The sequence below is a fragment of the Streptacidiphilus sp. MAP12-20 genome, assembly GCF_041262525.1.
Taxonomy (GTDB): domain Bacteria; phylum Actinomycetota; class Actinomycetes; order Streptomycetales; family Streptomycetaceae; genus Streptacidiphilus.
In genome coordinates, this window is sequence record NZ_JBGCCK010000024.1 from 1 (window position 1) to 25,498 (window position 25,498).

Annotated in this window: 28 protein-coding genes and 1 pseudogene; 17 read left to right on the forward strand and 12 right to left on the reverse strand. The window is 72.2% G+C overall.

The annotated features are described in order from the left end of the window. Positions 1 to 510: SDR family NAD(P)-dependent oxidoreductase (locus ABIA32_RS27045; RefSeq protein WP_370100743.1), on the reverse strand; the 510-nt coding region annotated here is incomplete at its 3' end. 171 nt (positions 511 to 681) lie between these two features. Then, positions 682 to 1,275, reverse strand: a complete 594-nt coding sequence (locus ABIA32_RS27050; protein WP_370100745.1) for a TetR/AcrR family transcriptional regulator — start codon at positions 1,273 to 1,275, stop codon at positions 682 to 684. A 100-nt stretch (positions 1,276 to 1,375) separates the two neighbouring features. Between ABIA32_RS27050 and ABIA32_RS27055 the strand changes: the two genes are divergently transcribed. Both ABIA32_RS27055 and ABIA32_RS27060 read left to right on the forward strand, forming a co-directional pair. Then, positions 1,376 to 2,431 carry a DNA-binding protein gene (locus tag ABIA32_RS27055; protein ID WP_370100748.1) on the forward strand — a complete coding sequence of 352 codons (1,056 nt, stop codon included), beginning with the start codon at positions 1,376 to 1,378 and terminating at the stop codon, positions 2,429 to 2,431. Continuing rightward, positions 2,428 to 2,862 carry a hypothetical protein gene (locus ABIA32_RS27060; RefSeq protein ID WP_370100751.1) on the forward strand — a complete coding sequence of 145 codons (435 nt, stop codon included), beginning with the start codon at positions 2,428 to 2,430 and terminating at the stop codon, positions 2,860 to 2,862. The genes ABIA32_RS27055 and ABIA32_RS27060 overlap by 4 nt, the downstream gene beginning before the upstream one ends. Positions 2,863 to 3,034: 172 nt before the next feature. Here the strand turns inward: ABIA32_RS27060 and ABIA32_RS27065 are convergent, their stop codons facing one another. Then, positions 3,035 to 4,477: a PLP-dependent aminotransferase family protein gene (locus ABIA32_RS27065; protein WP_370100754.1), complete on the reverse strand. Its 1,443-nt coding sequence runs from the start codon at positions 4,475 to 4,477 to the stop codon at positions 3,035 to 3,037. On the opposite strand from ABIA32_RS27065, the gene ABIA32_RS27070 reads away from it, so the two are divergent. Beyond that, complete coding sequence (locus tag ABIA32_RS27070; RefSeq protein WP_370100757.1) at positions 4,476 to 5,459, forward strand: DMT family transporter; 984 nt, start codon at positions 4,476 to 4,478, stop codon at positions 5,457 to 5,459. The genes ABIA32_RS27065 and ABIA32_RS27070 overlap by 2 nt on opposite strands. 181 nt (positions 5,460 to 5,640) lie before the next feature. Then, positions 5,641 to 5,790 carry a hypothetical protein gene (locus ABIA32_RS27075; RefSeq protein ID WP_370100760.1) on the forward strand — a complete coding sequence of 50 codons (150 nt, stop codon included), beginning with the start codon at positions 5,641 to 5,643 and terminating at the stop codon, positions 5,788 to 5,790. Positions 5,791 to 5,930: 140 nt separating this feature from the next. On the opposite strand, the gene ABIA32_RS27080 is transcribed toward ABIA32_RS27075, so the two are convergent. After that, the gene (locus tag ABIA32_RS27080) at positions 5,931 to 6,242 is read right to left on the reverse strand and encodes a hypothetical protein (protein ID WP_370100762.1); all 312 of its coding nucleotides are present in this window, start codon (positions 6,240 to 6,242) and stop codon (positions 5,931 to 5,933) included. A gap of 304 nt (positions 6,243 to 6,546) precedes the next feature. Here ABIA32_RS27080 and ABIA32_RS27085 point away from each other — a divergent pair, with 304 nt between their 5' ends. Beyond that, positions 6,547 to 7,194: an MOSC domain-containing protein gene (locus ABIA32_RS27085; RefSeq protein WP_370100765.1), complete on the forward strand. Its 648-nt coding sequence runs from the start codon at positions 6,547 to 6,549 to the stop codon at positions 7,192 to 7,194. A 112-nt stretch (positions 7,195 to 7,306) separates the two neighbouring features. On the opposite strand, the gene ABIA32_RS27090 is transcribed toward ABIA32_RS27085, so the two are convergent. Together ABIA32_RS27090 and ABIA32_RS27095 are read right to left on the reverse strand one after the other, a co-directional pair. Continuing rightward, positions 7,307 to 7,456, reverse strand: a complete 150-nt coding sequence (locus ABIA32_RS27090; RefSeq protein ID WP_370100768.1) for a hypothetical protein — start codon at positions 7,454 to 7,456, stop codon at positions 7,307 to 7,309. Between the two features lie 13 nt (positions 7,457 to 7,469). Continuing rightward, positions 7,470 to 7,718, reverse strand: a complete 249-nt coding sequence (locus ABIA32_RS27095) for a DUF6879 family protein (RefSeq protein WP_370100771.1) — start codon at positions 7,716 to 7,718, stop codon at positions 7,470 to 7,472. Positions 7,719 to 7,922: 204 nt separating this feature from the next. Between ABIA32_RS27095 and ABIA32_RS27100 the strand changes: the two genes are divergently transcribed. Further along, positions 7,923 to 8,657, forward strand: coding sequence for a Type 1 glutamine amidotransferase-like domain-containing protein (locus ABIA32_RS27100; RefSeq protein ID WP_370100773.1), 735 nt, complete (start codon positions 7,923 to 7,925; stop codon positions 8,655 to 8,657). A 65-nt stretch (positions 8,658 to 8,722) separates the two neighbouring features. Here the strand turns inward: ABIA32_RS27100 and ABIA32_RS27105 are convergent. Next, a pseudogene (locus ABIA32_RS27105) lies at positions 8,723 to 8,890 on the reverse strand (IS630 family transposase); the annotation flags it as partial. Positions 8,891 to 8,995: 105 nt separating this feature from the next. Here ABIA32_RS27105 and ABIA32_RS27110 point away from each other — a divergent pair. From ABIA32_RS27110 to ABIA32_RS27145, 8 genes are all read left to right on the forward strand, one after another. Next, positions 8,996 to 10,405, forward strand: a complete 1,410-nt coding sequence (locus tag ABIA32_RS27110) for an MFS transporter (protein WP_370100776.1) — start codon at positions 8,996 to 8,998, stop codon at positions 10,403 to 10,405. A 173-nt stretch (positions 10,406 to 10,578) separates the two neighbouring features. Continuing rightward, on the forward strand, positions 10,579 to 11,421 hold the full coding sequence (locus tag ABIA32_RS27115; RefSeq protein WP_370100779.1) for an acetoacetate decarboxylase family protein: 843 nt from the start codon (positions 10,579 to 10,581) through the stop codon (positions 11,419 to 11,421). After that, on the forward strand, positions 11,422 to 12,312 hold the full coding sequence (locus ABIA32_RS27120; RefSeq protein WP_370100782.1) for an SDR family NAD(P)-dependent oxidoreductase: 891 nt from the start codon (positions 11,422 to 11,424) through the stop codon (positions 12,310 to 12,312). Positions 12,313 to 12,406: 94 nt separating this feature from the next. Continuing rightward, the gene (locus ABIA32_RS27125) at positions 12,407 to 13,717 is read left to right on the forward strand and encodes an amidohydrolase family protein (RefSeq protein WP_370100785.1); all 1,311 of its coding nucleotides are present in this window, start codon (positions 12,407 to 12,409) and stop codon (positions 13,715 to 13,717) included. Continuing rightward, on the forward strand, positions 13,714 to 14,979 hold the full coding sequence (locus tag ABIA32_RS27130; protein WP_370100788.1) for an amidohydrolase family protein: 1,266 nt from the start codon (positions 13,714 to 13,716) through the stop codon (positions 14,977 to 14,979). Before ABIA32_RS27125 ends, ABIA32_RS27130 begins: the two co-directional genes overlap by 4 nt. Before the next feature lie 84 nt (positions 14,980 to 15,063). After that, on the forward strand, positions 15,064 to 15,279 hold the full coding sequence (locus ABIA32_RS27135) for an LPXTG cell wall anchor domain-containing protein (RefSeq protein WP_370100790.1): 216 nt from the start codon (positions 15,064 to 15,066) through the stop codon (positions 15,277 to 15,279). A 42-nt stretch (positions 15,280 to 15,321) separates the two neighbouring features. After that, positions 15,322 to 16,203 (forward strand): sterol desaturase family protein, encoded by an 882-nt coding sequence (locus tag ABIA32_RS27140; RefSeq protein ID WP_370100792.1) that lies wholly within the window; start codon positions 15,322 to 15,324, stop codon positions 16,201 to 16,203. Then, positions 16,200 to 16,898: a lysoplasmalogenase gene (locus tag ABIA32_RS27145; RefSeq protein WP_370100795.1), complete on the forward strand. Its 699-nt coding sequence runs from the start codon at positions 16,200 to 16,202 to the stop codon at positions 16,896 to 16,898. The genes ABIA32_RS27140 and ABIA32_RS27145 overlap by 4 nt, the downstream gene beginning before the upstream one ends. A 30-nt stretch (positions 16,899 to 16,928) precedes the next feature. On the opposite strand, the gene ABIA32_RS27150 is transcribed toward ABIA32_RS27145, so the two are convergent. Then, complete coding sequence (locus tag ABIA32_RS27150) at positions 16,929 to 17,756, reverse strand: exodeoxyribonuclease III (protein WP_370100798.1); 828 nt, start codon at positions 17,754 to 17,756, stop codon at positions 16,929 to 16,931. A gap of 187 nt (positions 17,757 to 17,943) precedes the next feature. Here ABIA32_RS27150 and ABIA32_RS27155 point away from each other — a divergent pair, with 187 nt between their 5' ends. Next, entirely contained in the window at positions 17,944 to 18,978 is a 1,035-nt protein-coding gene (locus ABIA32_RS27155; protein ID WP_370100800.1) for a cytochrome c oxidase assembly protein, read from the forward strand. 20 nt (positions 18,979 to 18,998) lie between these two features. Here the strand turns inward: ABIA32_RS27155 and ABIA32_RS27160 are convergent, their stop codons facing one another. From ABIA32_RS27160 to ABIA32_RS27175, 4 genes are all read right to left on the reverse strand, one after another. Further along, complete coding sequence (locus ABIA32_RS27160; protein WP_370100802.1) at positions 18,999 to 19,901, reverse strand: ABC transporter permease; 903 nt, start codon at positions 19,899 to 19,901, stop codon at positions 18,999 to 19,001. A gap of 39 nt (positions 19,902 to 19,940) precedes the next feature. Then, positions 19,941 to 20,960 (reverse strand): SMP-30/gluconolactonase/LRE family protein, encoded by a 1,020-nt coding sequence (locus ABIA32_RS27165; RefSeq protein WP_370100805.1) that lies wholly within the window; start codon positions 20,958 to 20,960, stop codon positions 19,941 to 19,943. A 472-nt stretch (positions 20,961 to 21,432) separates the two neighbouring features. Further along, positions 21,433 to 23,085, reverse strand: coding sequence for a phosphoenolpyruvate--protein phosphotransferase (gene ptsP / locus ABIA32_RS27170; RefSeq protein ID WP_370100808.1), 1,653 nt, complete (start codon positions 23,083 to 23,085; stop codon positions 21,433 to 21,435). Next, the gene (locus tag ABIA32_RS27175; RefSeq protein WP_370100811.1) at positions 23,082 to 23,417 is read right to left on the reverse strand and encodes an HPr family phosphocarrier protein; all 336 of its coding nucleotides are present in this window, start codon (positions 23,415 to 23,417) and stop codon (positions 23,082 to 23,084) included. Before ABIA32_RS27175 ends, ptsP begins: the two co-directional genes overlap by 4 nt. Before the next feature lie 266 nt (positions 23,418 to 23,683). Here ABIA32_RS27175 and ABIA32_RS27180 point away from each other — a divergent pair, with 266 nt between their 5' ends. Both ABIA32_RS27180 and pfkB read left to right on the forward strand, forming a co-directional pair. Then, positions 23,684 to 24,457: a DeoR/GlpR family DNA-binding transcription regulator gene (locus ABIA32_RS27180; RefSeq protein ID WP_370100814.1), complete on the forward strand. Its 774-nt coding sequence runs from the start codon at positions 23,684 to 23,686 to the stop codon at positions 24,455 to 24,457. Then, a complete protein-coding gene (gene pfkB, locus ABIA32_RS27185) occupies positions 24,454 to 25,398 on the forward strand; it encodes a 1-phosphofructokinase (RefSeq protein ID WP_370100816.1) in 945 nt (314 codons plus the stop codon). Before ABIA32_RS27180 ends, pfkB begins: the two co-directional genes overlap by 4 nt. Positions 25,399 to 25,498: the final 100 nt, after the last annotated feature.

The following is a 25,498-nucleotide window of genomic DNA, read 5'->3' on the forward strand; positions in this document are numbered from 1 at the left end:
CCGGGTCAGGGTCTCGATGGCTCCCTTGGTGGAGCTGTAGAGGGCGCCGATCGGAATGCCGAGGCGCGCGATCCAGGAGCCCAGGTTGATGATCGCTCCGCTGCCGGCCTCCGCCATGGCGGGTGCGACGGCTGCGGTGAGGAAGAACGGGGCTTTCACGTTGACCGCGTAAACCTGGTCGAAGGTCGTCTCATCGGTGGCCGCCGTGGCGTCTCCGGGGAAGATGCCAGCGTTGTTGACCAAGACGTCGATGCGGCCGCCGAGGACCCGCGTCGCCTCCCGGGCCAGTGCCTGCGAGGCGGCGGCGCTGCCGTCCAGGTCGGCCTGCACGAAGTCGGCGCGGCCGCCTCGGGTGCGGATGCCGTCGACGACCTCCTTCCCGCGTCCGGCGCTGCGGCCCGAGACGACGACGTGCGCCCCCTCGGCGGCGAACGCCTCCGCGATCGCCCGTCCGATGTTGCTGGTTGCTCCGGTCACCAGGGCGCTCTTGCCCTCAAGGCGCATCGACATGGTCCACTCCGCTGCTTCGGTCTCCGCTACGAACCGCACGGCCGAACCACACGGCGTTCGACCGGCCGGGGCCCTGGAAAGGCAGGGCCGAGCGCCATCCTGTGACGAACAAATTGGACCTGCAAGTCCAAAAAGTGCTCCCCCTCTTGCAGCCGAGCTACCCGTAGGTGATCACGCGGATCGGGCCGCCACGAGGGCCATCGCCGCCGCGCGGTCGGCGGTGCGCTCGTCGACCGGTTCGCCGGTGATCAGGACACGGAAGTACACGGGCGCGGCGAGGTCCTTGATGAGCTCGGCGGCGTCTGTGCCCGGTGGCAGCTCGCCGCGCTCGACGGCGCGGGTGACGACCGGCCGCGCCCGTTCGATGCGGTCGTGGAAGATGCGACGCCGCCCTTCGGCGAGCTCCGGGATCCGACCCCCGGCGTCGGAGAGCATGACCGCGAGCACGGCGCGACCGCTCGGGCTGTTGATCCAGGCGACCAGGCCGCGTGCGAGTAGGCGCAGGTCCTCGGCGATGTCGCCGGTGTCGGGGATGGGGATGTCCGGGGCGATGTGGCCGGTCAACGCGTCGACGACGAGGGTGTCGAGGTCGCTCCAGCGCCGGTAGACGGTGGTCTTGTGCACGCCTGCCCGCTGCGCGATCTGGTCGATCGTCAAGGTGGCGTAGCCGCGCTCGAGGAGTTCGTCCACGGTCGCAGCGAGCACGGCCGCGCGCACCTTGGCCCCACGTCCGATCGTGGGGCGGCGCGTCGGGTCGTGCTGCATCGCAACTCCTAGTTGCATTAGAGGCAGGGGCGTGGCACGCTCAAGCTATCGCAACTCAGAGTCGCAATGCGGCTTCCGGCCCCAGGAAACGGGGACTTTCATGCCGACGCCCTATCGCTTCGCACCCGCCGTCCGCAAGGATGCCGCCACCGGCCTGGTCGCCGACGTCTACCGCCGGATGCGCGCCGAGTTCCTGCTCGCCGACGGCCCGCTGATGAGCCTGTCGCCCGCGCCCGAACTACTCGCCGCCACCTGGGCGTTGCTGCGCGAGGCCGAACTGGCGGGCAGCACCCCGCGCGCAGCGAAGGAGGCGGCGGCGGGCGCCGTCGCCTACGCCAACCGCTGCCCCTTCTGCGCGGAGGCGCACGCCCTTCTCATCCACGGGACCGGCGCCCATGACCTCGCCGAGGCGGCCCGGCGTGGCGCGGTCCCGGCGGACACCGGAGGCGCCGCGGTTCTCGCCTGGGCCGGAGCCACCCGCACCCCCGGTGACACGGCCCTCGCCGAGCCGCCCTACCCGGCCGAGCAGGCCGCCGAGTTCCTCGGCACCGTCCTGGTCAGCCATTTCATCAACCGCATGGTCACCTCGTTGCTCGACGAGGAGGCCCTCGTCCCACAACCGCTGCGCCGCTCGGCGCTGCTGCGCCGCGTCGCCGGCCTGGCCGTACGGCGCACCGCACGCCGCGCCCTGCGGCCGGGGCCGGGACTGGAGGTACTGACCGGACTCCCCACCTCGACGCCGCCCGCCTGGGCCGGCGACTCCCCCATCGGCGTCGCCTACGCCACGCTGCGCTCGATCGCCGGGGCGGGCAGCGAACTGCTCTCGCCGGAGGCCCTGGCCCGCGTCTCGGCGACGATCGGCGCGTGGGACGGCGCCCACGCGCCGCTCGCGGCCACAGCCTGGCTGGACGCACCACTGTCCGATCTGCCGACGGCGGAGCGTCCCGCCGCGCGGCTGGCGCTCCTGGCCGCGCTCGCGCCCTACCGCCTGACCGACGCGGACGTCGCGTCCTGGCGCGCGGCGGATCCGACGGCCCCCGGCTCGGACGCGGACCTGCTCCGGCTGCTCGCCTACGGTGCGATGGCCGCCGTCGAACAGATCGAGGGCTGGATCGCCCCGGCCCCGACCGCCACGACCGCCGGGAATCACGCATGAACGCGACGCCCGCCGAGGATCTCGCCGGCTACCTGCGCGACTACCCCACCGAGGCTGTCTTCGGCGAGGAACCCGCCGAACTCGCCTTCGACCGCTACCACGTGCCGGCGTTCGAGCAGCTCAACGACGGGATCCTGCTCGACCGGGAGAGGCTGATCGCGCACACCGGCCCCGCGCGAAAGAACGTCACCGCATTGACCCTGGACATCCACGACACCCTCGTCCAGGGAAACCACGTCGCCGCCCGGTACACGCTGCGCACGACAATGCGGAAGGGCCCGGTCCTGGTCTCCACGATCTGGATGTTCGGCGAGCTCGCACCCGACGGCCGACTGCGCCGGATCGTGTCGACCAGCCGGACGGAACCGGTCCAGGAGCCGGCAACCGCCCAGGCGGCTGCCGACCGAATCACTCCTTCCACCGCCGGCTGACCGCCGTCGCCGAGATCCGCGCGCACACGAGCCCAGAGGAGCACCCTGACCCACTGGGACGAGCAACCCGCTTCTTCTACCTCGTCCGGCGCGGCGATGCTCCATCTCGACGACTGACTGCACGGCCGATCCGCGCACCTCGGGCGGGGGTGGGCGGGCCCGCCCGATCCCTTCAGAGCGCGGAGGTCGCCGCCCATGCGGCGGCCAGCCGCGCGACGCCTTCGGCCAGCTGACTGCTGCTCACCGCCGCCACATGACTCAGCCGCAGGTGCGGTTCCGGCGGCTCGGCCGCGAAGTAGGGCGCGCCGGGGGTGACGCCCACGCCGGCGCGCAGAGCCGCCGAGACCAGGGCGCTCTCGTCCGATCCGTGCGGGAGGCGGAGCCAGGCCAGATATCCGCCGGCGGCGAGAGGCGCGGGTGGCAGTGCGGGGAGGTGCTGAGCCAGGGCCGTGGCGAGCGTCTGGCGGCGGTCACGGAGGCCGACGCCGAGTGTGCGCAGGTGACGGGACCAGGCCGGGGAGGAGACGAGTTCGAGGGTCGCCTCCTGCAGGGGTCTGGAGACGAAGAAGCTGTCGACCGCCTGGGTCGCACGCAGCCGCTCGTAGGCCGGTCCACGCGCGATCACGGCGGCGATACGCAGGCTCGGCGAGGCGGCCTTGGTGAGCGAGCGGACGTGCACGACCACGCCGTCCGGATCGTCGGCGGCGAGCGGGCGCGGCAGGGCGGGTGCGTCGGCGTGGGCGAGCAGCCGGGCGTAGTCGTCCTCCACGACGAACGCGCCTGCCGCGCGGGCGAGTTCGAGCACCTCGGCGCGGCGGCGGTCGGAGAGCGTGACCCCGGTCGGGTTCTGGAAGAGCGGTTGGCAGACGAGCAGCCGCGCGCCGGTCGTGGTGAACGCGTGGGCGAGCAAGTCGGTGCGGAGCCCCTCCCCGTCGACCGGTACCGGCACCGGGCGCAGGCCCGCCGCCCGCGCCACGGCGAGAATGCCGGGGTACGTCGGCGACTCCACCAGCACGGGCGCTCCGGGCGGGGCCAGCGAGCGCAGTGCGACGGTGAGCGCGCTCTGGCCTCCTGCCGCGATCAGCACGTCGGAGGCGGCCAGACCACCCTCGGGGCCGCCGATCTCGCGGGCGAACCAGGCCCGCAGCTCGGCCAGTCCCTCGACCGGCGGCCTGCTCCACGCGCCAGGACGGCGTCCGGCTCGTGCGAGCGCGTCGGCGAGCCCGCGCTCGGGCAGCAGTGAGGCGTGCGGGTAGCCGCTGTTGAGGTCGATCACATCGACCGGCGGCACGGTCAGTGTGGCGAGGACGCCGGTAGCTTCGGCGAGCGGCGCTCCACTCGCGCCGTGGGCGCTGAGTGTCACCTCCTGCCAGGACACGTCCCCCGCCGCCGCGCGTGTGCGCGGCCGCTCCGCCCGGAAAACGCCGGCACCCGGGCGGGCGATCACCAGCCCCTCGGCGGCGAGGAGCGCGATCGCGCGGGAGACGGTCACCGGGCTGACGCGGTGCTGTTCCATCAGCAGTCGGCTCGACGGCAGCTTCTCACCACTCGGGTAGCGATCCCACTGAAGCCGCAGGGTTTCGGCGAGCTCAGCCACACTGCTACCGTTGTTCATGAAGGCACACGATAGCGCTATTGCTAGCAGGCCGATAGCGGTCAACACAGCCGGCACCCTCCAGGCATTCGGCGCGGTCGCCCTGTTCTCCCTCTCCTTCCCGGCCACGAACTGGGCCCTGCGCGGTTTCGGCCCGTGGAGCACGGTCGGCCTGCGCGGCGTGCTGGCCGCGCTGCTCGCGGGCGTCTGCCTGGCTCTGAGTGGCGCCCGGCTGCCTGCGCGGCGGCTCTGGCCCGGACTGCTTGTCGTGGGCGCGGGCTGCGTGGTGGGCTTCCCCGTGCTGACGACGCTGGCGCTGCAGACCTCCACCACCGCCCACTCCGCCGTCGTCATCGGCCTGTTGCCGCTGGCCACCGCCGCGTGCGCGGCGCTGCGGGGCCGCAACGGGCAGCCACGACGCTTCTGGGCGGCGGCGGGCGCGGGCGCAAGCGTCGTGGTCGCCTTCGCCCTCCTCCAACACGGCGGCGCGCCGAGCAGGGCCGACCTCTACCTCTTCGGTGCGCTGCTGCTCTGCGCGGCGGGCTACGCGGAGGGAGGCCGCCTGGCCCGCGAACTCCCCGGCTGGCAGGTCATCGCCTGGGCCGTCCTCGCCGCGCTCCCGGCGACCGCGCTCACCACCGCGCTCACCCTCCCCCGCGAGCCTGTGCACGTCACCGGCCACGCGGTGGTCGGCGTCCTGTACCTGGCGGGCATCTCGCAGTTCGGCGGCTTCGTGCTCTGGTACCGGGGCATGGCCGCGATCGGCGTCCCGCGCGCCAGCCAACTCCAGCTGGCACAGCCCTTGCTGACCCTCGTCTGGGCAGCCCTCCTGCTCGACGAACCGATCCCTGCAGCGGCCCCTGTGGCGGCCCTCCTGGTCCTCGCCTCCATCGCGGCCACCCAACGCACCGCTCGCCGCGCGCCGACGGCCGCGCCGGAGACCGCCCTCGAGCGCAGCTCCCTCGGGGTTGGCCGGCCGGGCGATCAGCGGGTGCTGCGCTGATCGGGCGTCTCCTCGCAACGTGTGGCCGGCGCCCGAGCATGATGCGGCCGGCGTCCGGGGCGCGGGTGGCGGCGACGGTCCGTGACCCACCCGAACGGACGCGACGACGCGCATCTGCCGTCCACCGCTGCTGAGCTGGGCGCGCACCCAATCCCCGATCCGCGAGACAAGGGAGCGCATCATGCCGCAGAACGGCATCACCCCGCAAAACCCCGACGCCGAGGACGACCTCGACCTCTTCGAGGAGCACGACGATCAGGGCGGCACTCAGTCTCTCTCCGATGACGAGTTCGACGATCTCGTCGACGCGCTGGCGGATGAGTGGCCGTAGGCAGGCGACGCAGAGGCGACGATGCCCCCGATGCCGATGGGGCGGATTCTTGGGGTCCTCGCACCACCTGATGACCTACGTGGTCGTCAGTAGATCACGCAGGCGCTCGGCTGGAGTTCTCCAGCCGAGCTCCTGCCGGTTCAGCCAGCGATCAGGATGAGAAAGACGATCACCGCGACCACGATCAGGAACAGGCCAGCGCCGGAACCCCCGCCACTGGACCCCGAGGAGCGCGACACCGCCCGGTCAATCTCTCCAGCGCACCTGCCGCAGCACCCCTGGTGGTGGAAGATCTCCACCTCTGGAACCGTGCGCTTGCAGCGCCAGCACTGCTTCCACTCATCCACCCGGCCACTATCGCACCGGCTCCCGATCGAGCGGGAGACCGCGTCGGCCAGAACGGCCGGGAAGTCGAACGCCTCATCACAGTCCGGGCATTGCTGCACGATCACCGTCTTGCCGCTGGCACAGTCCGGGCATGCGTCGAACCGTCACCTTCACCACGGCCGCTACGCTGCTCGCCGTCGCAGGCTGCGCCAACTTGCCCGATCCGACGCCTACGGACCGATCGCGGGCAGGCTGCTCGCCGCAACCAATTCCCGCAGCTCCCGCACGGCCCGGGCTGCGCGTGGTGGAACAGCGGCGACTGGATGATCGATTCCAAGGGGTTCAGAGGTAGAGGGCCAGCATGGCGATGTGCCGCATGGCTGGGAAATGGGTCGCGGCGGCGTTGATGGGTCCGTACCGTCACCCGCCATGAAGCTGCTCTCCGTCAATGTTGGCAGGCCCCGGCCGAACCCGTGGAAGGGCCTGAGCGCGACGGGCATCGACAAGCAGCCTGTCGACGGCCCAGTCGCCGTCAGCGCGCCTGGCCCCAAGGGCACCGGTGAGGTCGGTCTCCTTGGCGATCGGGTGTACGACGTGAAGCACCACGGCGGCGTCGACCAGGCCGTCTACGCCTACGCGCGCGAGGACCTCGACGGCTGGGAGGGCGAGTTGGGCAGGCCGCTTCACAACGGCGTCTTCGGGGAGAACCTCACGACTGTGGGCGTGGACGTCAACGGCGCCCTGATCGGGGAGCGTTGGCGGATCGGGTCGGATGTCGTCCTGGAGGTGTCGTGCGCGCGGATCCCGTGTGCCACCTTCCAGGGCTGGCTGGAGCGCGACGGCTGGATCAGGCGGTTCACGCAGGCCGCACGGCCCGGCGCATATCTGCGCGTGATCGAGCCCGGCGATATCCGCGCAGCTGACCCGATCGAGATCGTGCACCGGCCCGACCACGACGTGACCGTCGCGCTCGTCTTCCGCGCGATGACCCTGGAACCAGACCTGCTGCCGCGACCGCTGGTCGCCGAGGCACTGCCCCTGGAGGGGAAGGAACTGGCCCGCAAGCGCTCCGCATAGACATGAGCTACGGGGGGATCGCCTGCGCGAGCGAGGCGAGGGAGCCCAACGTCGGTGCGCAGCTCCAGGAGCCGAGCCCCGAAGGCGGTCCTCGCCCGCTGGAAGTCGGTGGTCACGCCTCCGGCGGTAGTGTCGCCGCGAACTCACGCGCTGGAACGGTGAAATGCTGGGCGGCGTCCCGGATCTGGCAGATACGGATCACTTCTGCGGGATCCGCGGCGACCTCCACGCTGAGCGTGTGGTCCTGGTCGTCGAAGACCATGCGGGCGATGGTCTTAGAGTCGAGGAGCCACACGTCCTCGTCCAGCGGCTTCAGCTCCCTTGGCCTTGCCTCTGGGCAGGACGCGGATGTCCTCCGCGCTCTCCAGTACACCGGCGAGCAGGAACCGCTGGCTGTGGGTCAGCGGCTGGTCCACGATCCGCACCCGGCCGAAGGTCTTACCTAAGGCGAGCTGTCGCCGGACGTTCTCAACCCAGGCGTGACCGGGACGCTCAGGCAGTCGGTCGGTCTCCTGGAAGGCCACGAAGCAGGGAGGACCGGTTACGTTCGCCGGGTTGTGTCGTACCTGGGTTTTATGGTGTCGGAGTGTCTCGTTGTCGTGATCTGACCGATGTTCGGGTGATGCATCGCACCGCCAGGATCGGTCTGTGTCTGACCCAAGCGCAGGTCCAGCGAGGTTCGGGGCGCAGCGAGTCCTCCGCAGTAGGCAACTCGGGAAGGTAGGCACATGAGAGCACTCCTCACGTCGTCCGGGATCAAGAACGGCAGCATCCACGACGCGCTGGTCGACCTGCTGGGCAAACCCATCGCCGAGTCCAACGCCCTGTTCATCCCCACCGCCATCTACCCCTTCCCCGGCGGGCCCGGCATGGCGTGGCGGGCGATCTCCGGTGAGGGTCCATCGCCGTTGTGCGGGCTGGGTTGGAAATCGTTGGGGATCCTGGAGCTGACGGCGCTGCCGAGCATCGAGGAGGCTGCTTGGGTGCCGACGGTCCAGGCCGCCGACGCACTGCTGGTATGGGGCGGCGACCCCCTGTTTCTCGCCAACTGGATGCGGCGCTCCGGTTTGACCGGCCTGCTGCCGACGCTGCGCTCCGAGGCGGTCTACGTGGGAGTGAGCGCCGGGAGCATGGCTGTTGCCTCCACCTTTGTCGAGACCTACCCCGAACCGCCCCGCGGGACCGATGGACCGTTGAGGTCGGAGGACATCGTCTTCGCCACGCCTCAGGGTGACATCGACAGAATCCTGGTCACGGGACAGGGAGCAGGACTCGTCGACTTCGCGGTGATCCCCCACCTGGAGAATCCGAACCACCCCGACGCCTCCTTGGCCAACGCGGAGAGGTGGGCGGCACGGATTCCCGCGCCGACGTATGCGATCGACGACGAGACCGCCATCAAGGTGGTCGACGGCGCCGCCCAGGTCGTCTCCGAGGGGCAGTGGAAACTGTTCCAGCCCTAGCAGCACCGGGCAGTTCCTGAAGGGAACGTCGGTCGGGTCGTTCCCTCGTTGACCTGTCCGCCAAGTCACGCCGCAGTCGAGAGGGGCCGTCCGCCCCAGCGGATGCCTTTCTCGCTGCGGATACGGGCGCGCTCGCGGCGCTGGGCGGCCAGGACGTCGCGGTGGCGGGCGTTGGCGTTGCGCCGGCGGAGGCAGGCGTGCAGCGCGCGGGCCCGGACCGTGTGGTTGGGGGCGTGGTGGGTCACTCCACCCGCCTGCCATAGAGGGTTGTGCTTTCAGACTCACTACCGCTAGCGTTCCGCAACGTGGAGATAGTTGGAATATCAAACCCAGTGTCCGTGTCCGATCCTGCCGACCAGGCCCGGCCGCGCCGTCGGGCCGCGCTCCTCGTGGTAGCCGCCGCGGTGTTCGTCTCGAACCTCGACCTGTTCATCGTCAACGTCGCCCTTCCGGCGATGCAGCGGCACTTCCATGGCAGCAGCCTGGCCACCCTCTCCTGGGTGCTGAACGGCTACGCCATCGTCTTCGCCGCCCTGCTGGTGGCCGCCGGACGGCTGGCGGACCGGATCGGACACCGGCGGGTGTTCCTCGCCGGGCTGGCCGTCTTCACCCTTGCCTCCGCACTCTGCGCGCTCGCCCCGGCCGTCGGCTGGCTCGACGCCGCCCGGGTGGTCCAGGCGGCGGGCGCCGCCGCACTGATGCCGACCTCCCTCGCGCTGCTGCTGGACGCCACTCCCCCGGCCGAGCGCCCCGGCGCCATTCGGGCCTGGGCCTCGATCGGCGGAATCGCCGCCGGGCTCGGACCGGTCCTCGGCGGACTGCTGGTCCAGGCCGACTGGCGGTGGGTGTTCATCACGAACGTCCCGGTCGGCGCAGCCGCCATCGCCGTCGGCGCCCGCGTGCTGCCCATGCTGCGCGGCAAGGAGGACGGACCGCTGCCGGACCTGTTCGGCGCGGGACTCCTCACCGCCGCGATCGCCGCTCTCGCCGTGGCCCTGGTCAAGGGCGACGACTGGGGCTGGGGCTCAGCCCGGGTCCTGGGTGGCCTGCTCGCGGCCGTCCTGCTGACCGGCTGGTTCCTGCGCCGCTCGGCACGCCACCCCGCTCCCATCGTCGAACTGCCGCTGCTGCGGGTGCCCAGCTTCGCTGCGGCCAACACCGCCGCCCTGCTGTTCACCGTCGCCTTCGCCGGGATGCTGCTGACCTCGGTCCTGTGGTGCCAGCAGGCATGGGGGTACTCGGCGCTGCGCACCGGGCTGGCCATCGCCCCGGGCCCGCTGCTGGTGCCGCCGGTCGCGCTGGGCAGCGCCGCGCTGGTGCGCAGGCTCGGCCCCGGGCGGCTGGCCGCGCTCGGTACCCTGCTGTTCGCTGCGGGCATCGGCTGGTGGGCGGTCACCATCGACGTCCGGCCCGGCTACGCCACCGAACTGCTGCCCGGGATGCTGCTCACCGGCCTGGGCGTGGGACTGACGCTGCCCACGCTGATCGGGTCCGCCGCAGCGGCGCTGCCGCCCACCCGCTTCGCCACGGGCTCGGCGGTCACCACGATGGCCCGGCAGATCGGCGCGGTGGTGGGAGTGGCGCTGACGATCAGTCTGATCGGCGCCCCGCACGGACCGCAGGCCGCACTGGACGCCTTCCGACGCGGCTGGACGGCGGTGATCGTGGCGGCGCTGCTGGCCTCCGCGGCCTCCCTGGTGCTCGCCGCCGCCCAGCGCCGGGCAGCGGCGAGGCCGGCACTCAACTGACGGGGCGCTCGAGTGCCCGACGGGTCCGACTCCGCTGATCCCTACTGAATCTCTGTCATGAGTATTTACCCTTCGCGCGGTTCGGAGTAACACCGTTACAGACGCACGGACGCAGCCCTGCAGCATCCGTCGAACGGACCACACCCCGCACCGAGCGAAGGGACGGCACCGCCATGGCACGCGTACGCTACGGACCCCGCACCGAGGCCGAGATCCAGGCAGCGAGGGACGCCCGATCGGTCCTGCCCGACATCTGGTCCACCGGCGTGGTGGCCGTCTGGGAGAGTGACCCGGACGCGGTCGCGCAGGTGCTGCCCGCGCCGCTGAAGCCGGCCGAGCGGCCGCTGGTGCGGGTGAACATCAGTCAGGTCGACATCTTCGGCACGCCGCTCGGCGCCGGGTCGTTCGCGGTCGCCGCCCAGCACGGGGCGCAGAGCGGGTGGTATCCGCTGGTGATGCCGATGACCACCGAGCGGGCGCTGATCGGCGGGCGCGAGGTGTTCGGCGAGCCGAAGAAGCTCGGCGAGGTCTCCGTCACGCGCGAGGGTGAGGATGTCGTGGCGCGGCTGGGGCGGCACGGGGTCGACTTCGTCGAGGTGCGCGGGCGCGTCAGCGGTGAGCTGGCGATCCCGGAGCCGGTCGAGAAGGTGGACTTCTACTTCAAGTTCCTGCCGGCCGTCGACGGCGAGGGCTTCGATCTGGACCCGGTGCTGGTCTACTGCACCCGCAACGAGCGCATGCGCAAACTGGAGGCCATCGCCGGTGAAGTGATCCTGCGCGAGTCCGCGTTCGACCCGGTCGCGGACCTGCCGGTCAGGAAGCTGTTGGAGATCACCATCGGGGAGAAGACCTCCGACCAGCGCGGCCGCGTCGTCGAGCGGGTCAGTGCCCAGGCGCTGCTCCCCTACATCCACCAGCGCTACGACGACCCGGCCCAGGTGCTGGACTCCGTCCCCGCACCCGCACCCGCACCCGTCCCCGCACCTGCGGGCGCCGCGCAGCAGTCGGAGGCCTGAGTGGAGCTCGCACCGGGACAGGTCGCCGTCGTCACCGGCGCGGCCGGCGGCATCGGGCTCGCGATGGCCCAGCGCTTCGCCGCCGAGGGCCTGCGCGTCGTCCTCGCCGACGTCGAGCAGGGGGCGCTGGACAAGGCTGTGGCCGGCCTGCGTGAGCAGGGCGCGGAGGCGATCGGGCAGCTCACGGACGTCTCCGAGCGCGACAGCGTGGACGCGCTCGCCGACGCGGCCTACCGCGCTTTCGGCGCCGTGCACGTGCTCTGCAACAACGCGGGCGTCGGCTCCGGCGCCGAGGGCCGGATGTGGGAGCACGAGCCCAACGACTGGAAATGGGCCTTCGCGGTCAACATCTGGGGCGTCTTCCACGGCATCCAGGCCTTCGTGCCGCGCATGCTCGCGGGCGGCGAGCCCGGACACATCGTCAACACCTCCTCCGGGGACGGCGGCATCGCGCCGCTGCCGACGGCGTCCGTCTACGCGGTGACGAAGTCGGCGGTGGTCACCATGACCGAGTCGCTCTACGCGCACCTGCGTGCCGAGGGCGTGCCGATCGGCGCGTCCGTGCTCTTCCCCGGCCCGCACATGCTCCGCACCGGCCTGTGGGAGTCGCACCGCAACCGCCCCGAGCGCTTCGCCAAGCAACGGCCCCGCAAGACCCCCTACCGCAGCCTCGCCCAGTGGGAGGCGGCGATGGAGCAGGCCGGGCAGAAGATCGACTTCACCCCGGTCGAGGACGTGGCCGGCGTCGTCGTGGACGGCATCCGCGCGGACCAGTTCTGGATGCTGCCGCCCAGCGAGCACAGCGACCGTCAGATCCGGGCCCGTTCGCAGTCGATGCTCGACCGAAGCAACCCGGCGTACCTGGAGAAGTTCATCCTCGGAGACGACTGATCCCCTCCCCGCTCGGCCGCCTGCCGCCGCCCGTCCTCGCGGACGACGAGCGGGCGGGCGGCCGGGACTCCTCCCGAGAAAGGAGTACCCGCAGATGTCCTACGAAGACCCGTATCTGGTCATCTCGTCCGACTGCCACGCCGGGCTGCCGACCGAGCAGTACCGCCCCTACCTCGAACAGGCCCACCACCGCGCCTTCGACGAGTTCCTGGCCCAGGCCGAGGCCCGCCGCGAGGAGTCGACGCGCCTCGGCGTCCGCAACGAGGCCTTCGCCCAGAAGTGGTTCCACGACCACGAGGAGGGTCTGCGCGGCGGCTGGGACGCGGCGCAGCGCGACAAGGAGCTGGACGGCGACGGCGTCGCCGGCGAGGTCGTCTTTCCCGACGCCGACGCCGTCGACTCGACCACCGCCGCGCCCTTCGGCGTCGGCCTCGGGCTCAGCGGCGACCAGGACCCGGTGCTCGGCATGGCCGGGGCCCGCGCACACAACCGCTGGCTCGCGGAGTTCATCCGCGACGGCGGCAGCCCCGAACGCCGCTGCGGCGTCGCGCTGCTGCCGGTCACCGGCGACACCGACATCGTCGTCGCCGAGGTGCGCCGCGCGCACGCGGACGGGCTGCGCGCGGTGATGATCCCGTCGATGTGGGTGGACAAGGAGCCCTACCACGACCGTCGTTACGACCCGGTCTGGGCCGTGCTCGAGGAGCTGCGGATGCCCGTGGTCACCCACTCCGGCGCCGCGCCGCGTCACGAGTACGGCGACCACCTGGGCATCTACGTCACCGAGGTGACGTTCTGGCCCTCCCGGCCGCTCTGGTTCCTGCTCTGGTCCGGGGTGTTCGAGCGCTTTCCCGGGCTGCGCTTCGGGGTCGCGGAGTCGGGCTGCTGGTGGCTGCCGAACCTGCTCTGGTTCATGGACCGGCTCTACCTCGGCGCGCACGGCGGCAAGAAGCTCTCGCCCTTCTCGGAACTGACGATGGCGCCGAGCAGCTACGTCGACCGCAACTGCTTCATCGCGGCGACCAACACCAAGCGCCGCGAGCTGGCCCACCGGTACGAGATCGGTGTCGGCAACATCTGCTGGGGCAGCGACTTCCCGCACCCCGAGGGCACCTGGCCGAACACCCGGCAGTGGATGAAGACCACGTTCCACGACATCCCCATTGCCGAGGCCCGGCAGATGCTGGGACTCTCCTGCGCGGAGGTCTTCGGTTTCGACACCGCCGCGCTGGCCCCGATCGCGCAGCGGATCGGCCCGAAGCCGGCCGACCTCGGCCAGCCCGAGGACCAGTCGGCCGTCGAGGCGGCCTGGGCCCCGGCGCGGGAGGTCGGCCGCCACTGGCTGACGGGCCATGACTTCCCGTTCCTTGGCACCGCCGCACCGACGGAGGGAAGAACGTTGTGAGCAAGCACCAAAGCGAGCAAGAGGAGCCGAGACACCATCCCGAGCGCTACACCGTCGTCTCCGCCGACTGCCACGCCGGCGCGGACCTGCTCGACTACCGCCCCTACCTGTCGGCCGCCCACCACGAGGCCTTCGACGCCTGGGCCGCCGACTACGTCAACCCCTTCACCGATCTGATGGCCCCCGAGGCCACCCGCAACTGGGACTCCGACCGGCGACTCGCCGAGCTGGAGCAGGACGGCATCGTCGCCGAGGTCGTCTTCCCCAACACCGTTCCGCCGTTCTTCCCCAGCGCCTCGCTGACAGCCGTGCAGCCGACCGCCGACGAGTTCGAGCTGCGCTGGGCCGGGCTGCAGGCCCACAACCGCTGGATGGCGGACTTCTGCGCGCAGGCGCCGGGCCGCCGGGCCGGGACGTTCCAGATCCTGCTGAACGACATGGACGTGGCCGTGGCCGAGGTGCGTCGCTGCCACGCGGCCGGGCTGACCGGCGGTCTTGTGCTGCCGGGCGTGCCGCCGGGGTCGCCGGTGCCGCAGCTGTGGTCGCAGGTCTACGACCCGCTCTGGGCGGTCTGCGCCGAGCTGGGCGTTCCGGTCAACCACCATGCGGGCTCGGGCAGCCCGACGCTTGGTGAGGAGCCGGCTGCGCGCGCGGTCTTCATGGTGGAGACGACCTGGTTCTCCCACCGGGCGCTGTGGCATCTCATCTTCGGCGGCGCGTTCCGTCGCCACCCGGACCTGCGGCTGGTCCTCACGGAGCAGGGCTCGGGCTGGATCCCGGGCGTGCTGGACATGCTGGACTACTACCACCGGCGGCTGGTCGGCGCGGCGACGCGCGCGGCGACGGCGGAGTCCAAGTTCGGCGCGGGGCTGGCGGACCTGATGGGCGACGGCCCGCGTGCCGCCTGGGAGCGCAACTGCTTCGTGGGCGCGAGCTTCATGCGCGCGCACGAGGTGCCGCTGCGCGACCGGATCGGCCTGGACAAGATCATGTGGGGCAGCGACTTCCCGCACGACGAGGGAACCTTCCCGTTCACCACGGAGGCGCTGCGCACCGCGTTCGCGGGCGTGCCGTACCCGGAGGTCGCGGCGATGATCGGCGGCAACGCGGCCAAGGTCTACGACTTCGACCTCGACGCGCTGGACGCGATCGCGGCGAAGGTCGGGCCGCTCGTGGAGGAGGTCGCGCAGCCGCTGACCGAGGTGCCTGCGGGCGCCACCAGCCCGGCGTTCGCCAAGGGGTCTTCCGTGCGGGTCTGGTGAAGGTCCCTCACGGGTCCTTCCTAAGTGGACCTTAACGCCATCACAAGGCCGGACGGACAGACTCGGACAAGTCCGATCTGGCCGTTGCCGGACCGCTTCGCCCCCGGAAAGCATGGAGTCCTTCCCGTTCATGCCTTCCGGGGTGGGTCCAACGGCGGCACGACCGGCGGCGGGCTGGCGCACACCGGTGGCGGCGACGACACCTCACTGCTGCTCGGCGCGGGCGCCGGAGTGCTCGCCCTCGGCGCGGGCCTCGTCGCACTGACGCGTCGCAAGCGACAGCCCTCTACCAACCGGTAACGAACTCTAGCCAGCGCGGACCCCCACCCCTACGCTGCCGCTATGCCGAACCTGCCCGACCCCGTGCTCTGGTCCATACCCGCGTTCGTCCTGCTCACGGTGGTGGAGCTGATCTCCTTTCTCGTCCGTCCCGACGAGGACGAGGTCGGCTACGCCACCAAGGACACCGCGACCAGCCTGAGCATGGGGCTGGGCAGTCTGCTCACCAATCTGGGCTGGAAGATCCCCGCCTTCGCCCTCTACAACCTCGCCTACGCGCTCACCCCGCTGCGGATCGGCGTCCACTGGGCGACGGTGCCGCTGATGCTGCTGGCCCAGGACTTCTGTTACTACTGGTCGCACCGGAGCAACCACCGGGTCCGCCTGCTGTGGGCGCAACACGTCGTGCACCACTCAAGCCGGCACTACAACCTCTCCACAGCCCTGCGGCAGCCGTGGACCGACCTCAGCTTCGGCGTCTTCTACCTGCCGCTCGTGCTGCTCGGCGTCTCCCCCGCGGCGGTGGCCTTCTGTTCCGCCGTGAGCCTGGTCTACCAGTTCTGGATCCACACGGAGCGGATCGGCCGACTACCTCACCCGATCGAGCTAGTCTTCAACACGCCCTCGCACCACCGCGTGCACCACGCCTCGCAGGGCGGCTACCTGGACCGCAACTTCGGCGGCATTCTGATCGTCTGGGACCGGCTGTTCCGCAGCTTCACCCCGGAGACCGGCAAGCCCGTCTACGGGCTCACCAAGAACATCTCCACCTACAACCCGCTGCGCGTGGCCACCCACGAGTACGTCTCGATCGGGCACGACCTGGCGTCGGCGCGCGGCTGGCGCGACCGCCTGGGCTACCTCTTCCGCGGTCCCGGCTGGCTCCCGGCCGAGGCGGAATCAGCGCCAGCCGCCCCCGCGCTCACGACCGAGGCCGCCGCGTGAACGACCCCCGGATCAGGCGCGGCCTGCTCGGCTACCTGCTCCTCTGCTCGCTCTACCTCGGCTCCACCCTGCTCGGCCTCGGCCTGGCCAAGGATCTGACCAAGCCGCTGCTGATGCCCGCGCTCGCCCTCGCCGTCGCTCCGCGCGCGCCCCGGCTGCTGATCGGTGCGGTGCTCGCCTCCTGCCTGGGCGACACGATGCTGCTGTTCGGCGGCGCCTGGTTCCTGGTCGGCATGGGCGGCTTCGCCGCGGCGCACGTCTGCTACATCACCCTCTTCGTGCGCGGGGGCGCCGTCCGAACGGGCGGGCTGCGCGGGAAGCTCGCGCTCGGTGGGTACGCCATCGTCTGGGCCGTGCTGATCACGCTGCTCTGGCCGGACCTGGACGCCGGCCTGCGCATTCCCGTGGCGGGCTACAGCCTGCTGCTGGCCGGGACGGCCGCGACCTCGATGGCGGCGGGCCTGCGGACCGGGCTCGGCGGCGGGCTCTTCCTGCTCTCGGACTCGCTCATCGCCACCGGCCTGGCCCACTGGCCGCAGCTGCCCGCCGCCGACTTCTGCATCATGGTGACCTACCTGGCCGGCCAGTACCTGCTGGTGACCGGCGCACTGACGCGGCCCGCGCCGCCCAGCGGCACCCCGGCCACCGGCCCGCACCGCCAGCCGCAGTCGTCTGCGACTGCGGCTGCGACATAGCGGCACGCCTCCGCAGGGCGGGACGGAGCGTCAGAGGTCGAGGTCGACCACGACCGGCGCGTGGTCGGAGGTGCCCTTGCCCTTGCGGGCCTCGCGGTCGACGTACGCGTCGCTGACGGCCGCGAAGAAGGGCTTGTTCCCGTAGGCGAGGTCGATCCGCATGCCCTGGTTCTTGGGGAAGCCGAGCGCCCGGTAGTCCCAGAAGGTGAACGGCACGTCGTACTTGAGCGCGCGCGGGTAGACGTCGCTCAGGCCCGTCTCGCGCAGGTCCGCCAGCGCGGCGCGCTCCGCGTCCGTGACGTGCGTGGCGCCCTGGAACTTGTTGATGTCCCAGACGTCCGCGTCCACCGGAGCCACGTTGAAGTCGCCGAGCACCGCGAACGGGCGCGGGCCCGCCGCGTCCGCGACGACCGCGTCGCGCAGCGTGGAGAGCCAGCGCAGCTTGTAGGCGTAGTGCGGGTGGTCGACCTCGCGGCCGTTGGGGACGTAGACCGACCAGACGCGGACCGGTCCGCAGGTCGCCGCGATGGCGCGCGCCTCGATCTCGGGCTCGGCCGGGAGCAGCGAATCCTCGGCGGCCGTGGCCGGGTCGAGGTATCCCGGCTGGCCGGGGAGGTCGCGGACGACGTCGTCGATGCCGATCTTGGAGAGGATCGCCACGCCGTTCCACCGGCCGTTGCCGTGGGCGGCGGCCTCGTAGCCGAGCTCGCGTACGGCGTCGTAGGGGAAGGCGTCGGTGGCGCACTTCAGCTCCTGGAGGCAGACCACGTCCGGCTGCGCCGAACCGAGCCATTCCAGCAGCTTGTCCAGCCGGGCGTTCACCGAGTTGATGTTCCAGGTGGCGATGCGAACGGTCATACGCCCAACCTACCGTCGGCCACCGACAAGCATCCCGACCAGCACGCCGAACGGCGTCCGAACGCGGGCCGCGTCGGGGGGTCGGTGCGTCCGGTTCGTCCGGCGTCCGCCATGATGGACCCCGCCGACAGCACGTGCGGCAAGACATGCGGCAGGACAGAGCAGTGGCGGGAAGCAGGCGAGGACGATGACCGGAACGACGCTCGCGTCGGGCTACAGCGGCCCGCCCGCCTGGCAGTGGTCGGACCTGGTGGCCAGCTGGCAGCTCGAGCCCGTCGTCCTCATCGCCTCCCTGCTGCTCGGAGCGCTCTACGCGCTGGGCCTCACCCGCGTGCGGCGGACCGGCGGCAGCTGGCCGCTGGGGCGCACCGCCGCCTGGTACGGCGGGCTGGCGCTCTGGGTCTGGTCGACGATGTCGGGCGTCGGGGTCTACGAACGGATCCTGTTCACCGACCGAGCGGCCCAGGTCATCGTGCTGCTGATGCTGGTCCCGCTGCTGCTGGGCATGGGCGGTCCGGTTTCACTGCTCGCCGAGTCGGTGAACGAGCGCAGCCGCGAGCGGTTGATGCGGGTGCTGCGCAGTTGGCCGTCGAAGGTGCTGATGTTCCCTGCCGTGTCGACGGCGCTGCTGATGCTGCCGCCGTGGCTGCTCTACTACACGTCCTGGTACGAGCACACGATGACCAGTCAGTCCTGGAACATCGGGCTGCACGTCATCCTGGTGGTCCTGGGTCTGGCGTACTTCTGGCCGCGCCTGCAGATCGACCCGGTCGCGCACGAATACCCGCAGCTGGTGGGCCTCTTCATCACCATGGCGGAGGTGGTCTTCGACGCCGGCCTCGGCATGCTGCTGGTCTACGGTCACACCACGATCGCCGAGCACTACTACACGGCGCTGGGGCGTCCGTGGGGCCCGTCGATCCACCAGGACCAGATCTGGGGCGGCTCCACGCTGTGGGCACTGGGCGACATGGCCGGTCTCCCCTTCCTTGCCGCGCTGGTGCGCCGCTGGATGGTGAAGGGCCGTGCCGAGACGGCGGCCGTCGACGCGGCGATCGACGCCCAGATCGCCCGCCAGCGCGAGGCCCAGCGCGAGGCAGCGGGCTCGACCCCCGCACCCGCCGGCTCCGTGGCGGCGCCCGCCGAAGACCCCGAGATGATGCGCCCCTGGTGGCTCGACGACCCGAACCTGGCCCACCGCTACGGCAAGGATCAGACCTAGAAACCCACCCTGACGCGGTCTCAGCCCCGCCCGTACTGGTCCTCCGCGCGCCAGAAGTAGACGTAGCCGAACGCACCGGCCACGGCCGTCCACACCACCGCCGTCGCCCACACGTGCGGGACGAGGCTGCTCGCCTGGACGGTGTCCATCAGCGAGTAACGCATCAGGTCGTTGAAGACCAGGGCGGGGTTGAGGTAGAGCAGCGTCTGGACCGGCTTGGGGACGTGCGCGGCGAGGGTCTGGACGCTCCAGAAGACCCCCGACATGTACATCCAGGTGCGGATGACGAAGGGCATCAGCTGCGACAGGTCGGTCGTCCTCGCGCCCCAGCGCGCGAGCAGCAGGGCCAGGCCGGTGTTGAAGACCGTCTGCAGCAGCAACGTCGGCACGACCAGCAGCCATTTGGCCGTCAACGGCTCGCCGGTGACCAGGATGATCACCCCGAGCACGCCCATCGAGATCATGAGCTGCTGCAGCTGCATGATCGTCAGCGAGATCGGCAGGCAGGCGCGCGGGAAGTGCAGGGCCCGGATCAGGCCCAGGTTGCCCGAGATGGCCCGGGTCCCGGACAGCACCGCCGACTGGGTGAACTGGAAAGTGAAGATGCCGGTGCACAGATAGGCGATGTAGTTGGGGATGCCACGGTCGGTGCCGAGCAGCAGGCCGAAGACGAGGTAGTAGACGGCCGCGTTGAGCAGCGGCGTCACTACCTGCCAGAGCTGGCCGAGCTTGGCCGACGTGTAGGAGGCGGTCGTCCGCGCGGTGGCGAAGGCCACGATGAAGTGGCGGCGCGCCCACAGCTCGCGCGTGTACGTCGTCAGTGAGGGGCGGCGCCCGCTCACGTCGAGCCCGTACTTCGCCGCGAGTTCGGCCGGCGTCAGACCGTCGACTCCCGCCGTCGCGACGGCGACTCCTTCGCTCACCCCCCGACGTTCTCACGCGACCGCAACGGACGCGCGTCGTCAGAGCCTGACGGCGGCCAGGTCGAACGAGGCCACCGAGGGCTCGCTCAGCGAGCCGAGGTAGAGCCGGCCGCCGTGTTCGGCCACCCCGGTGACCGCGCGGAACGCGGCGCTCGGGCCCTGGAGGTCGTGCACGACGCGGCCCGCGGTGTCGACAGCGATCACCCAGACGGTGGCCTTCGGACCCGGCATGATCGCGTCCGGGATCCGCCAGACGAGTTGCCGCGCGGCGGGGTGCACGCGGTGCAGCGCGTCGAGGAGGGGGTCGCGCGGCGCGACCATGGCGATCCAGAGCAGGCCGTGCGTGCCGGCGCCGAGATTGTCGGGGAAACCGGGCAGGTCAACGAAGGGCTCGTACTCGCCGGCCTGCTCGCCGGTCAGCCGGTAGCGGGTGACGCGGTAGTCGCCGGTCTCGGCGATGGCGAGGTAGGACTCGTCCGGCCCGAAGGCGAGTCCGTTGGCGAACTGCAGCCCGTCCAGCAGCACCTCCGGCTCGCCGCCTTCGGGCCCGACGCGGAGCAGCCGGCCGGTGCCGGAGTGCTCCAGGATGTCGGCGCGCCAGTCGTCGATGCCGAAGCGGCGGCTGGACTCGGTGAAGTAGATCGTCCCGTCGGTGGCGGCCACGACGTTGCTGACGAGCCGCAGCGGCTCCCCGCCCTGGCGGTCCGCGAGCGTCTCGGCGCTCCCCTTGTCCGGGTCGACCCGGAGCAGCCGCCCGCGGCGGGCGTCGCAGACCAGCACCCGGCCGTCGGGCAGCGCCTCCAGCCCGGCGGGGCGGCCGGGCGCGATGTCGGCGAGGGTGATCGCCTCGCGCCCGTCGGCGCTGAGCCGCAGGACCCTGCCGTCGGCGACTCCGCACAGGATCCGCCCGAGCGCGTCGACGACGACGTCCTCCGGCCCCAGTCCGGAGAGCGGGACGAGGTCGAGCGGCGGCAGCGAGCGATGCTTGCGCCAGGCCCGCGCGCGGCCGCTGCGCGGCGGCGGGGTCCAGACCTGCGGACGGATGGGCGGGCGGGCCATAGCGGTGTACCCCCTGCTGGGGAGGCGGGAATCCTGCTGAATCCCCATCATGCCGCCTGTTCGCCCGCTGTGGAACCGTCCTCGCGGGGGGTGCCGATGACCTGCGACGGCAGCGACGGCGAGGCGGAAGCGCACGGCGCAGCCGCCCACCGCAGACGCGCGCCGAGGATGTCCGGGTGGAACCGCCCAGTGGAGTTCCACCCGTCCGCGGGCGCGATGGGTCGAGTCGGGTCGGGTCGGGTCGGGTCGGGTCGCGTCCGCTCAGCCGACCGCAGACGCGCGCCCAGGAAGGCCCGGCGGAGGCGCACCCGCCCGCGGGTCTGCCGCCAGGTCCGCGCGGCGGGACGGGTCGGCCCCCGCGGTGGGTCGGGTCGGAGCGCGCGGTTGGTCGGGTCGGAGCGCGCGGTGGGTCGGGTCGGCCCACGGGTCTGCCGCCCGGCCCGCGCGGCGCGGCGGGTCGGGTCGGGTCGGGTCAGCCGAGGTGCTCGCGGACGCGGGCGCGGGCGGTCGCGGCGTCCGGCGCGTCCAGGGCGAGGGCGGCGAGTTCGCGGCAGTGTGCCATCGGCAGCGCGGCGAGCGCGGCGCGGACCTCGGGTAGGCAGGCCGGGGCGGCCGAGAGGCTGGTCATGCCGAGTCCGGCCAGGATGACGGCCAGCTCCGGGTCGGCGGCAGCCTCGCCGCAGACGCCGACCGGTTTGCCGAGCGCGGCGCCGGCCCGGGCCGTGGCGGCGACGAGCTGGAGCAGCGCGGGCTGCCAGGGGTCGAGCAGCTCGGCGAGGGCGCCGAGGGCACGGTCGGCCGCGAAGGTGTACTGGGCCAGGTCGTTGGTGCCGATGCTGAGGAAGTCGCAGGCGGCCGCAAACCGCTCGGCGCGGAGCGCGGCGGCGGGGACCTCGACCATCGCGCCGGCCAACGGGAGCCCGTGGGCCCGGGCGCGCTCGGCGAACCAGGCGGCCTCCCCCGGCAACGAGACCATCGGCGCCATCACCCGCACCTGCGCCCCGCTGCCTGCGGCGGCCGCGGCGATGGCGGCGAGCTGGGTCTCCAGCAGCTCCGGCGCGCGGGCCGCGGTGCGGAGCCCGCGCACGCCGAGGGCCGGGTTCTCCTCCGGGCCTGAGGTGACGAAGGGCAGCGGCTTGTCCGCGCCCGCGTCCAGGGTGCGGACGATGACCCGGCGGCCCGCGAAAGCGGTGAACACCCGTCGGTAGGAATCCTGTTGCTCGTCCAGGGCGGGCGCCTCGGTCCGGTCGAGGAAGAGGCACTCGGTGCGGAAGAGGCCGACACCCTCGGAGTCGGCGGCGGCCGCGGACTCCAGCTCGGCCAGGCCGCCGAGGTTGACGAGCAGGGCGACCGGGTGACCGTCCGAGGTGCGGCCGGGGCCCGCGCCCTGGGCGCGGGCCCGGCGACGGCGTTCCCGGTCGCGGGCGCGCTGCACTGCGGCGGGGTCCGGGTCGATCTCGACGGCGGCCTCGGCGGCGTCGACCAGCACGGTCTGACCGTCCGTCAGCGTCGCGGCCGCCGTGCAGCCGACCACGGCGGGCAGGCCGAGCGCTTTGGCCAGGATCGCGGTGTGGCCGGTCGGGCCGCCGCGCTCGGTGACCAGGGCGAGGACCTGGGCGGGGTCGAGCCGGGCCGTGTCGGCCGGGGCGAGTTCCTCGGCGACCAGGACATAGGGGTGGCCGGGGTCGGGCAGGCCCGGACGGGGTCGGCCGAGCAGCCGGCACAGCGCGCGGTCACGGACGTCGTCCAGGTCGGCGGCGCGTTCGGCGAAGTAGCCGCCGGCCGCCAGTAGACCGCTGCGGAAGTCGGCCAGGGCCCGGTCGACGGCGTGCGGGGCGTCGAGGGCGTTATCGCTGATCAGTGCCGCCGCCATATCGGCGAGCGCGGGGTCGGCGGCCATCATCGCCTGCGCCGAGAGCACGTCGGCGGCGGTGCCGTCGGCGGCTGCGGCGTGTTCGCTGAGCTCAGCCGCGACGGCGGCGAGAGCCTCGCGCAGTGCCCTGGCCTCGGCCGGGGCGTCGGCCACCGCGCGGGCGGCCGGGAGCGTGGGCGGGGGCGCCATCCGAGCCACCGGCCCGCAGGCCGTGCCGGAGCCGACCCCGATGCCCGAGAGAGCTCGGCTCATCGACCGGCCTGCACGACCGCGTCGAGGTCGGTGGCGAGCAGAGCGGCAAGCTCGTCGAGCACGGTCCGCGCCACCTGCCGGTCCTGGGCGCCCTGGGCGTCCTCGCTGTCCGTCTCCGTCCCGATGACCGAGAGCTCCAGGGTCTCGCCGTGGCCCGCCCCCAGCGACATCACGGAGAGCAGGCTGCGCGCGTCCACTGACGCCTGGCCGGGACGGGCGACGCGGACGGGCAGCGGCTGCCGCGCGGCAGCCTGGACGAAGAGCGAAGCCGGGCGGGCGTGCAGCCCGGAGGCGGCACCGACGGTCGTCGTCACGGTCAGGGGCAGGCTCACGGGGGACTCCTTGATCGTCCTCGGGCGCGCCCGGGCAGCGAATCGGTGCACCGGGGTGGAGACCCGGACCCTGTGCCCGGGGGCGTGCACAGAGTCCGGGAGCTTGTTGTTTCGCGCCCGTTTCGCAGTGGGTTGGCTTGGTTCTACGCCCGTTCACTCGGAGCTGTCAACATATTCGGGCACTTGGACCCCTTGATTCCTGGCCTGGAGGGCGTACTCTCGGACGAAACCAGGCGTAAACAAACGTGAAACGGAAGCGTTCCCACATGTATGCCCCAGAGCGCCAGCAGCAGATCCTGGCCCTTGCCCAGGAGCAGGGTCGGGTCGACGTCCCGACCCTCGCCGAGGAGTTCGGCGTCACGCAGGAGACCATCCGGCGCGACCTGAGCTCCCTCGACCGGGCCGGCCTGCTGCGCAGAGTCCACGGCGGGGCGCTGCCCGCCGGGAGTCTGCACCTGGAGCCGGGGCTGGCCGAGCGCGACTCCACCGCCGCGGCCGAGAAGGAGCGGATCGCCCGCGCCGCCCTCGACCTGCTGCCCCGTCTGCTGCCCGCCGAGGGGAGCCTGCTGCTCGACGCGGGGACCACCGTCTCCCGGCTGGCCGGGCTGCTGCCGCAGGACAGCAGCTACACCGTGGCTACCAACGCGCTGCCGGTCGCGGCGCGGCTGGCCGACCATCCTGCGCTCACGCTGCACCTGATCGGCGGTCGGCTGCGCCACCGTACCCACGCGGCCGTCGACGCCTGGGCCCTGCGCGATCTGGCGGACATGCACGCCGACCTCGCCGTGGTCGCCACCAACGGCTTCTCCCCCGAGGGCGGACTGAGCACTCCCGACCTGGCCGAGGCCGCCGTCAAGCGGGCGATGGTCTCCGGCGCCCGCCGGGTGCTGCTGCTGGCCGACTCCGGCAAGTACGGCGCCCGCCACTTCGCCCGCTTCGCCGACCTGCGCCAGGTGGACATCCTGGTCACGGACACCGGACTGACCGACGCCCAGACCACCGAGATCGAGAACCTGGGACCTGAGGTGATCCGCGCATGATCGTCACGATCACGCCCAACCCGAGCCTGGACCGCACCTACGAGCTGTCCGAGCTGCAGCACGGCGAGGTCAACCGCGCGCTCACCGACCGCGTCGACCCGGGTGGCAAGGGCGTCAACGTCTCCCGCGCGCTGACCGCCGCGGGGCACAGGACCACGGCCGTGCTGCCACTCGGCGGGCTCTCCGGTGAGTTGCTCGCCCGGCTGCTGCGGAACCAGGGCATCGATGTGGCAACCGTCCCGGTCGGTGGCGAGACCCGGATCAATGTGAGCGTGGTGACCGGCGACGGCGCGCTCACCAAGATCAACGCACCCGGGCCCGAGCTGAGCGCCGAGGAGTCGGCCGCCCTACTGGCCACCGTCCGCCGCGACTTCACCGGCCCCGGCGTCGACTGGCTGGCCTGCTGCGGCAGTCTGCCGCGCGGGCTGACGCCTCAGTGGTACGCCGAACTGGTCGGCCAGGTGCACTCGGGTGGGGCGATGATCGCGCTGGACACCTCTGGCCCGGCGCTGCTGGCCGCCCTCGCCGCCCGGCCGGACGTGGTCAAGCCCAACGTGGACGAGCTCGCGGAGGCGACCGGTCGCAGACTGGTCACCGTCGGCGACGCGCTCGACGCCGCCGGAGAGCTGCGCAAGCGCGGGGCCCGCCAGGTGCTGGCCAGCCTCGGCGCGGACGGCATGCTGCTCGCCGCCGAGGAGGGCAACTGGTTCGGCACCGCGCCGGTCGCCGTCGTCCGCAGCGACGTCGGCGCGGGCGACGCCTCGCTCGCCGGCTTCCTCGGCGCGGGCGGAGCGGGCCCGAAAGCCCTGGCCGCGGCGCTCGCCCATGGCGCGGCGGCGGTGCAGCTGCCTGGCAGCGTCATGCCCTCCCCGTCGGACCTGCGGCCGTCGGCCGTGCAGGTCACCGCCGACCTCCCCGTGGAGCGGCCACTGGGACGGTGACGCCTGAGGACCGACGCAGAACGGGCGCGCGGGACGCGCGCCAAGGAACCCGGGGGCAAAGGGATCCGAACGAGCCACAACGAAGTGAGTGAAGGACACA

Coding starts and splice junctions, on each gene's coding strand:
- ABIA32_RS27180 (WP_370100814.1), top strand. CDS start 23,684: ATGTATGCCCCAGAGCGCCAGCAGCAGATCCTGGCCCTTGCCCAGGAG.
- ABIA32_RS27075 (WP_370100760.1), top strand. CDS start 5,641: ATGCCGCAGAACGGCATCACCCCGCAAAACCCCGACGCCGAGGACGAC.
- ABIA32_RS27055 (WP_370100748.1), top strand. CDS start 1,376: ATGCCGACGCCCTATCGCTTCGCACCCGCCGTCCGCAAGGATGCCGCC.
- ABIA32_RS27100 (WP_370100773.1), top strand. CDS start 7,923: ATGAGAGCACTCCTCACGTCGTCCGGGATCAAGAACGGCAGCATCCAC.
- ABIA32_RS27060 (WP_370100751.1), top strand. CDS start 2,428: ATGAACGCGACGCCCGCCGAGGATCTCGCCGGCTACCTGCGCGACTAC.
- ABIA32_RS27050 (WP_370100745.1), bottom strand. CDS start 1,275: ATGCAGCACGACCCGACGCGCCGCCCCACGATCGGACGTGGGGCCAAG.
- pfkB (WP_370100816.1), top strand. CDS start 24,454: ATGATCGTCACGATCACGCCCAACCCGAGCCTGGACCGCACCTACGAG.
- ABIA32_RS27070 (WP_370100757.1), top strand. CDS start 4,476: ATGAAGGCACACGATAGCGCTATTGCTAGCAGGCCGATAGCGGTCAAC.
- ABIA32_RS27085 (WP_370100765.1), top strand. CDS start 6,547: ATGAAGCTGCTCTCCGTCAATGTTGGCAGGCCCCGGCCGAACCCGTGG.
- ABIA32_RS27090 (WP_370100768.1), bottom strand. CDS start 7,456: ATGGTCTTCGACGACCAGGACCACACGCTCAGCGTGGAGGTCGCCGCG.
- ptsP (WP_370100808.1), bottom strand. CDS start 23,085: ATGAGCCGAGCTCTCTCGGGCATCGGGGTCGGCTCCGGCACGGCCTGC.
- ABIA32_RS27165 (WP_370100805.1), bottom strand. CDS start 20,960: ATGGCCCGCCCGCCCATCCGTCCGCAGGTCTGGACCCCGCCGCCGCGC.
- ABIA32_RS27150 (WP_370100798.1), bottom strand. CDS start 17,756: ATGACCGTTCGCATCGCCACCTGGAACATCAACTCGGTGAACGCCCGG.
- ABIA32_RS27115 (WP_370100779.1), top strand. CDS start 10,579: ATGGCACGCGTACGCTACGGACCCCGCACCGAGGCCGAGATCCAGGCA.
- ABIA32_RS27125 (WP_370100785.1), top strand. CDS start 12,407: ATGTCCTACGAAGACCCGTATCTGGTCATCTCGTCCGACTGCCACGCC.
- ABIA32_RS27140 (WP_370100792.1), top strand. CDS start 15,322: ATGCCGAACCTGCCCGACCCCGTGCTCTGGTCCATACCCGCGTTCGTC.
- ABIA32_RS27065 (WP_370100754.1), bottom strand. CDS start 4,477: ATGAACAACGGTAGCAGTGTGGCTGAGCTCGCCGAAACCCTGCGGCTT.
- ABIA32_RS27155 (WP_370100800.1), top strand. CDS start 17,944: ATGACCGGAACGACGCTCGCGTCGGGCTACAGCGGCCCGCCCGCCTGG.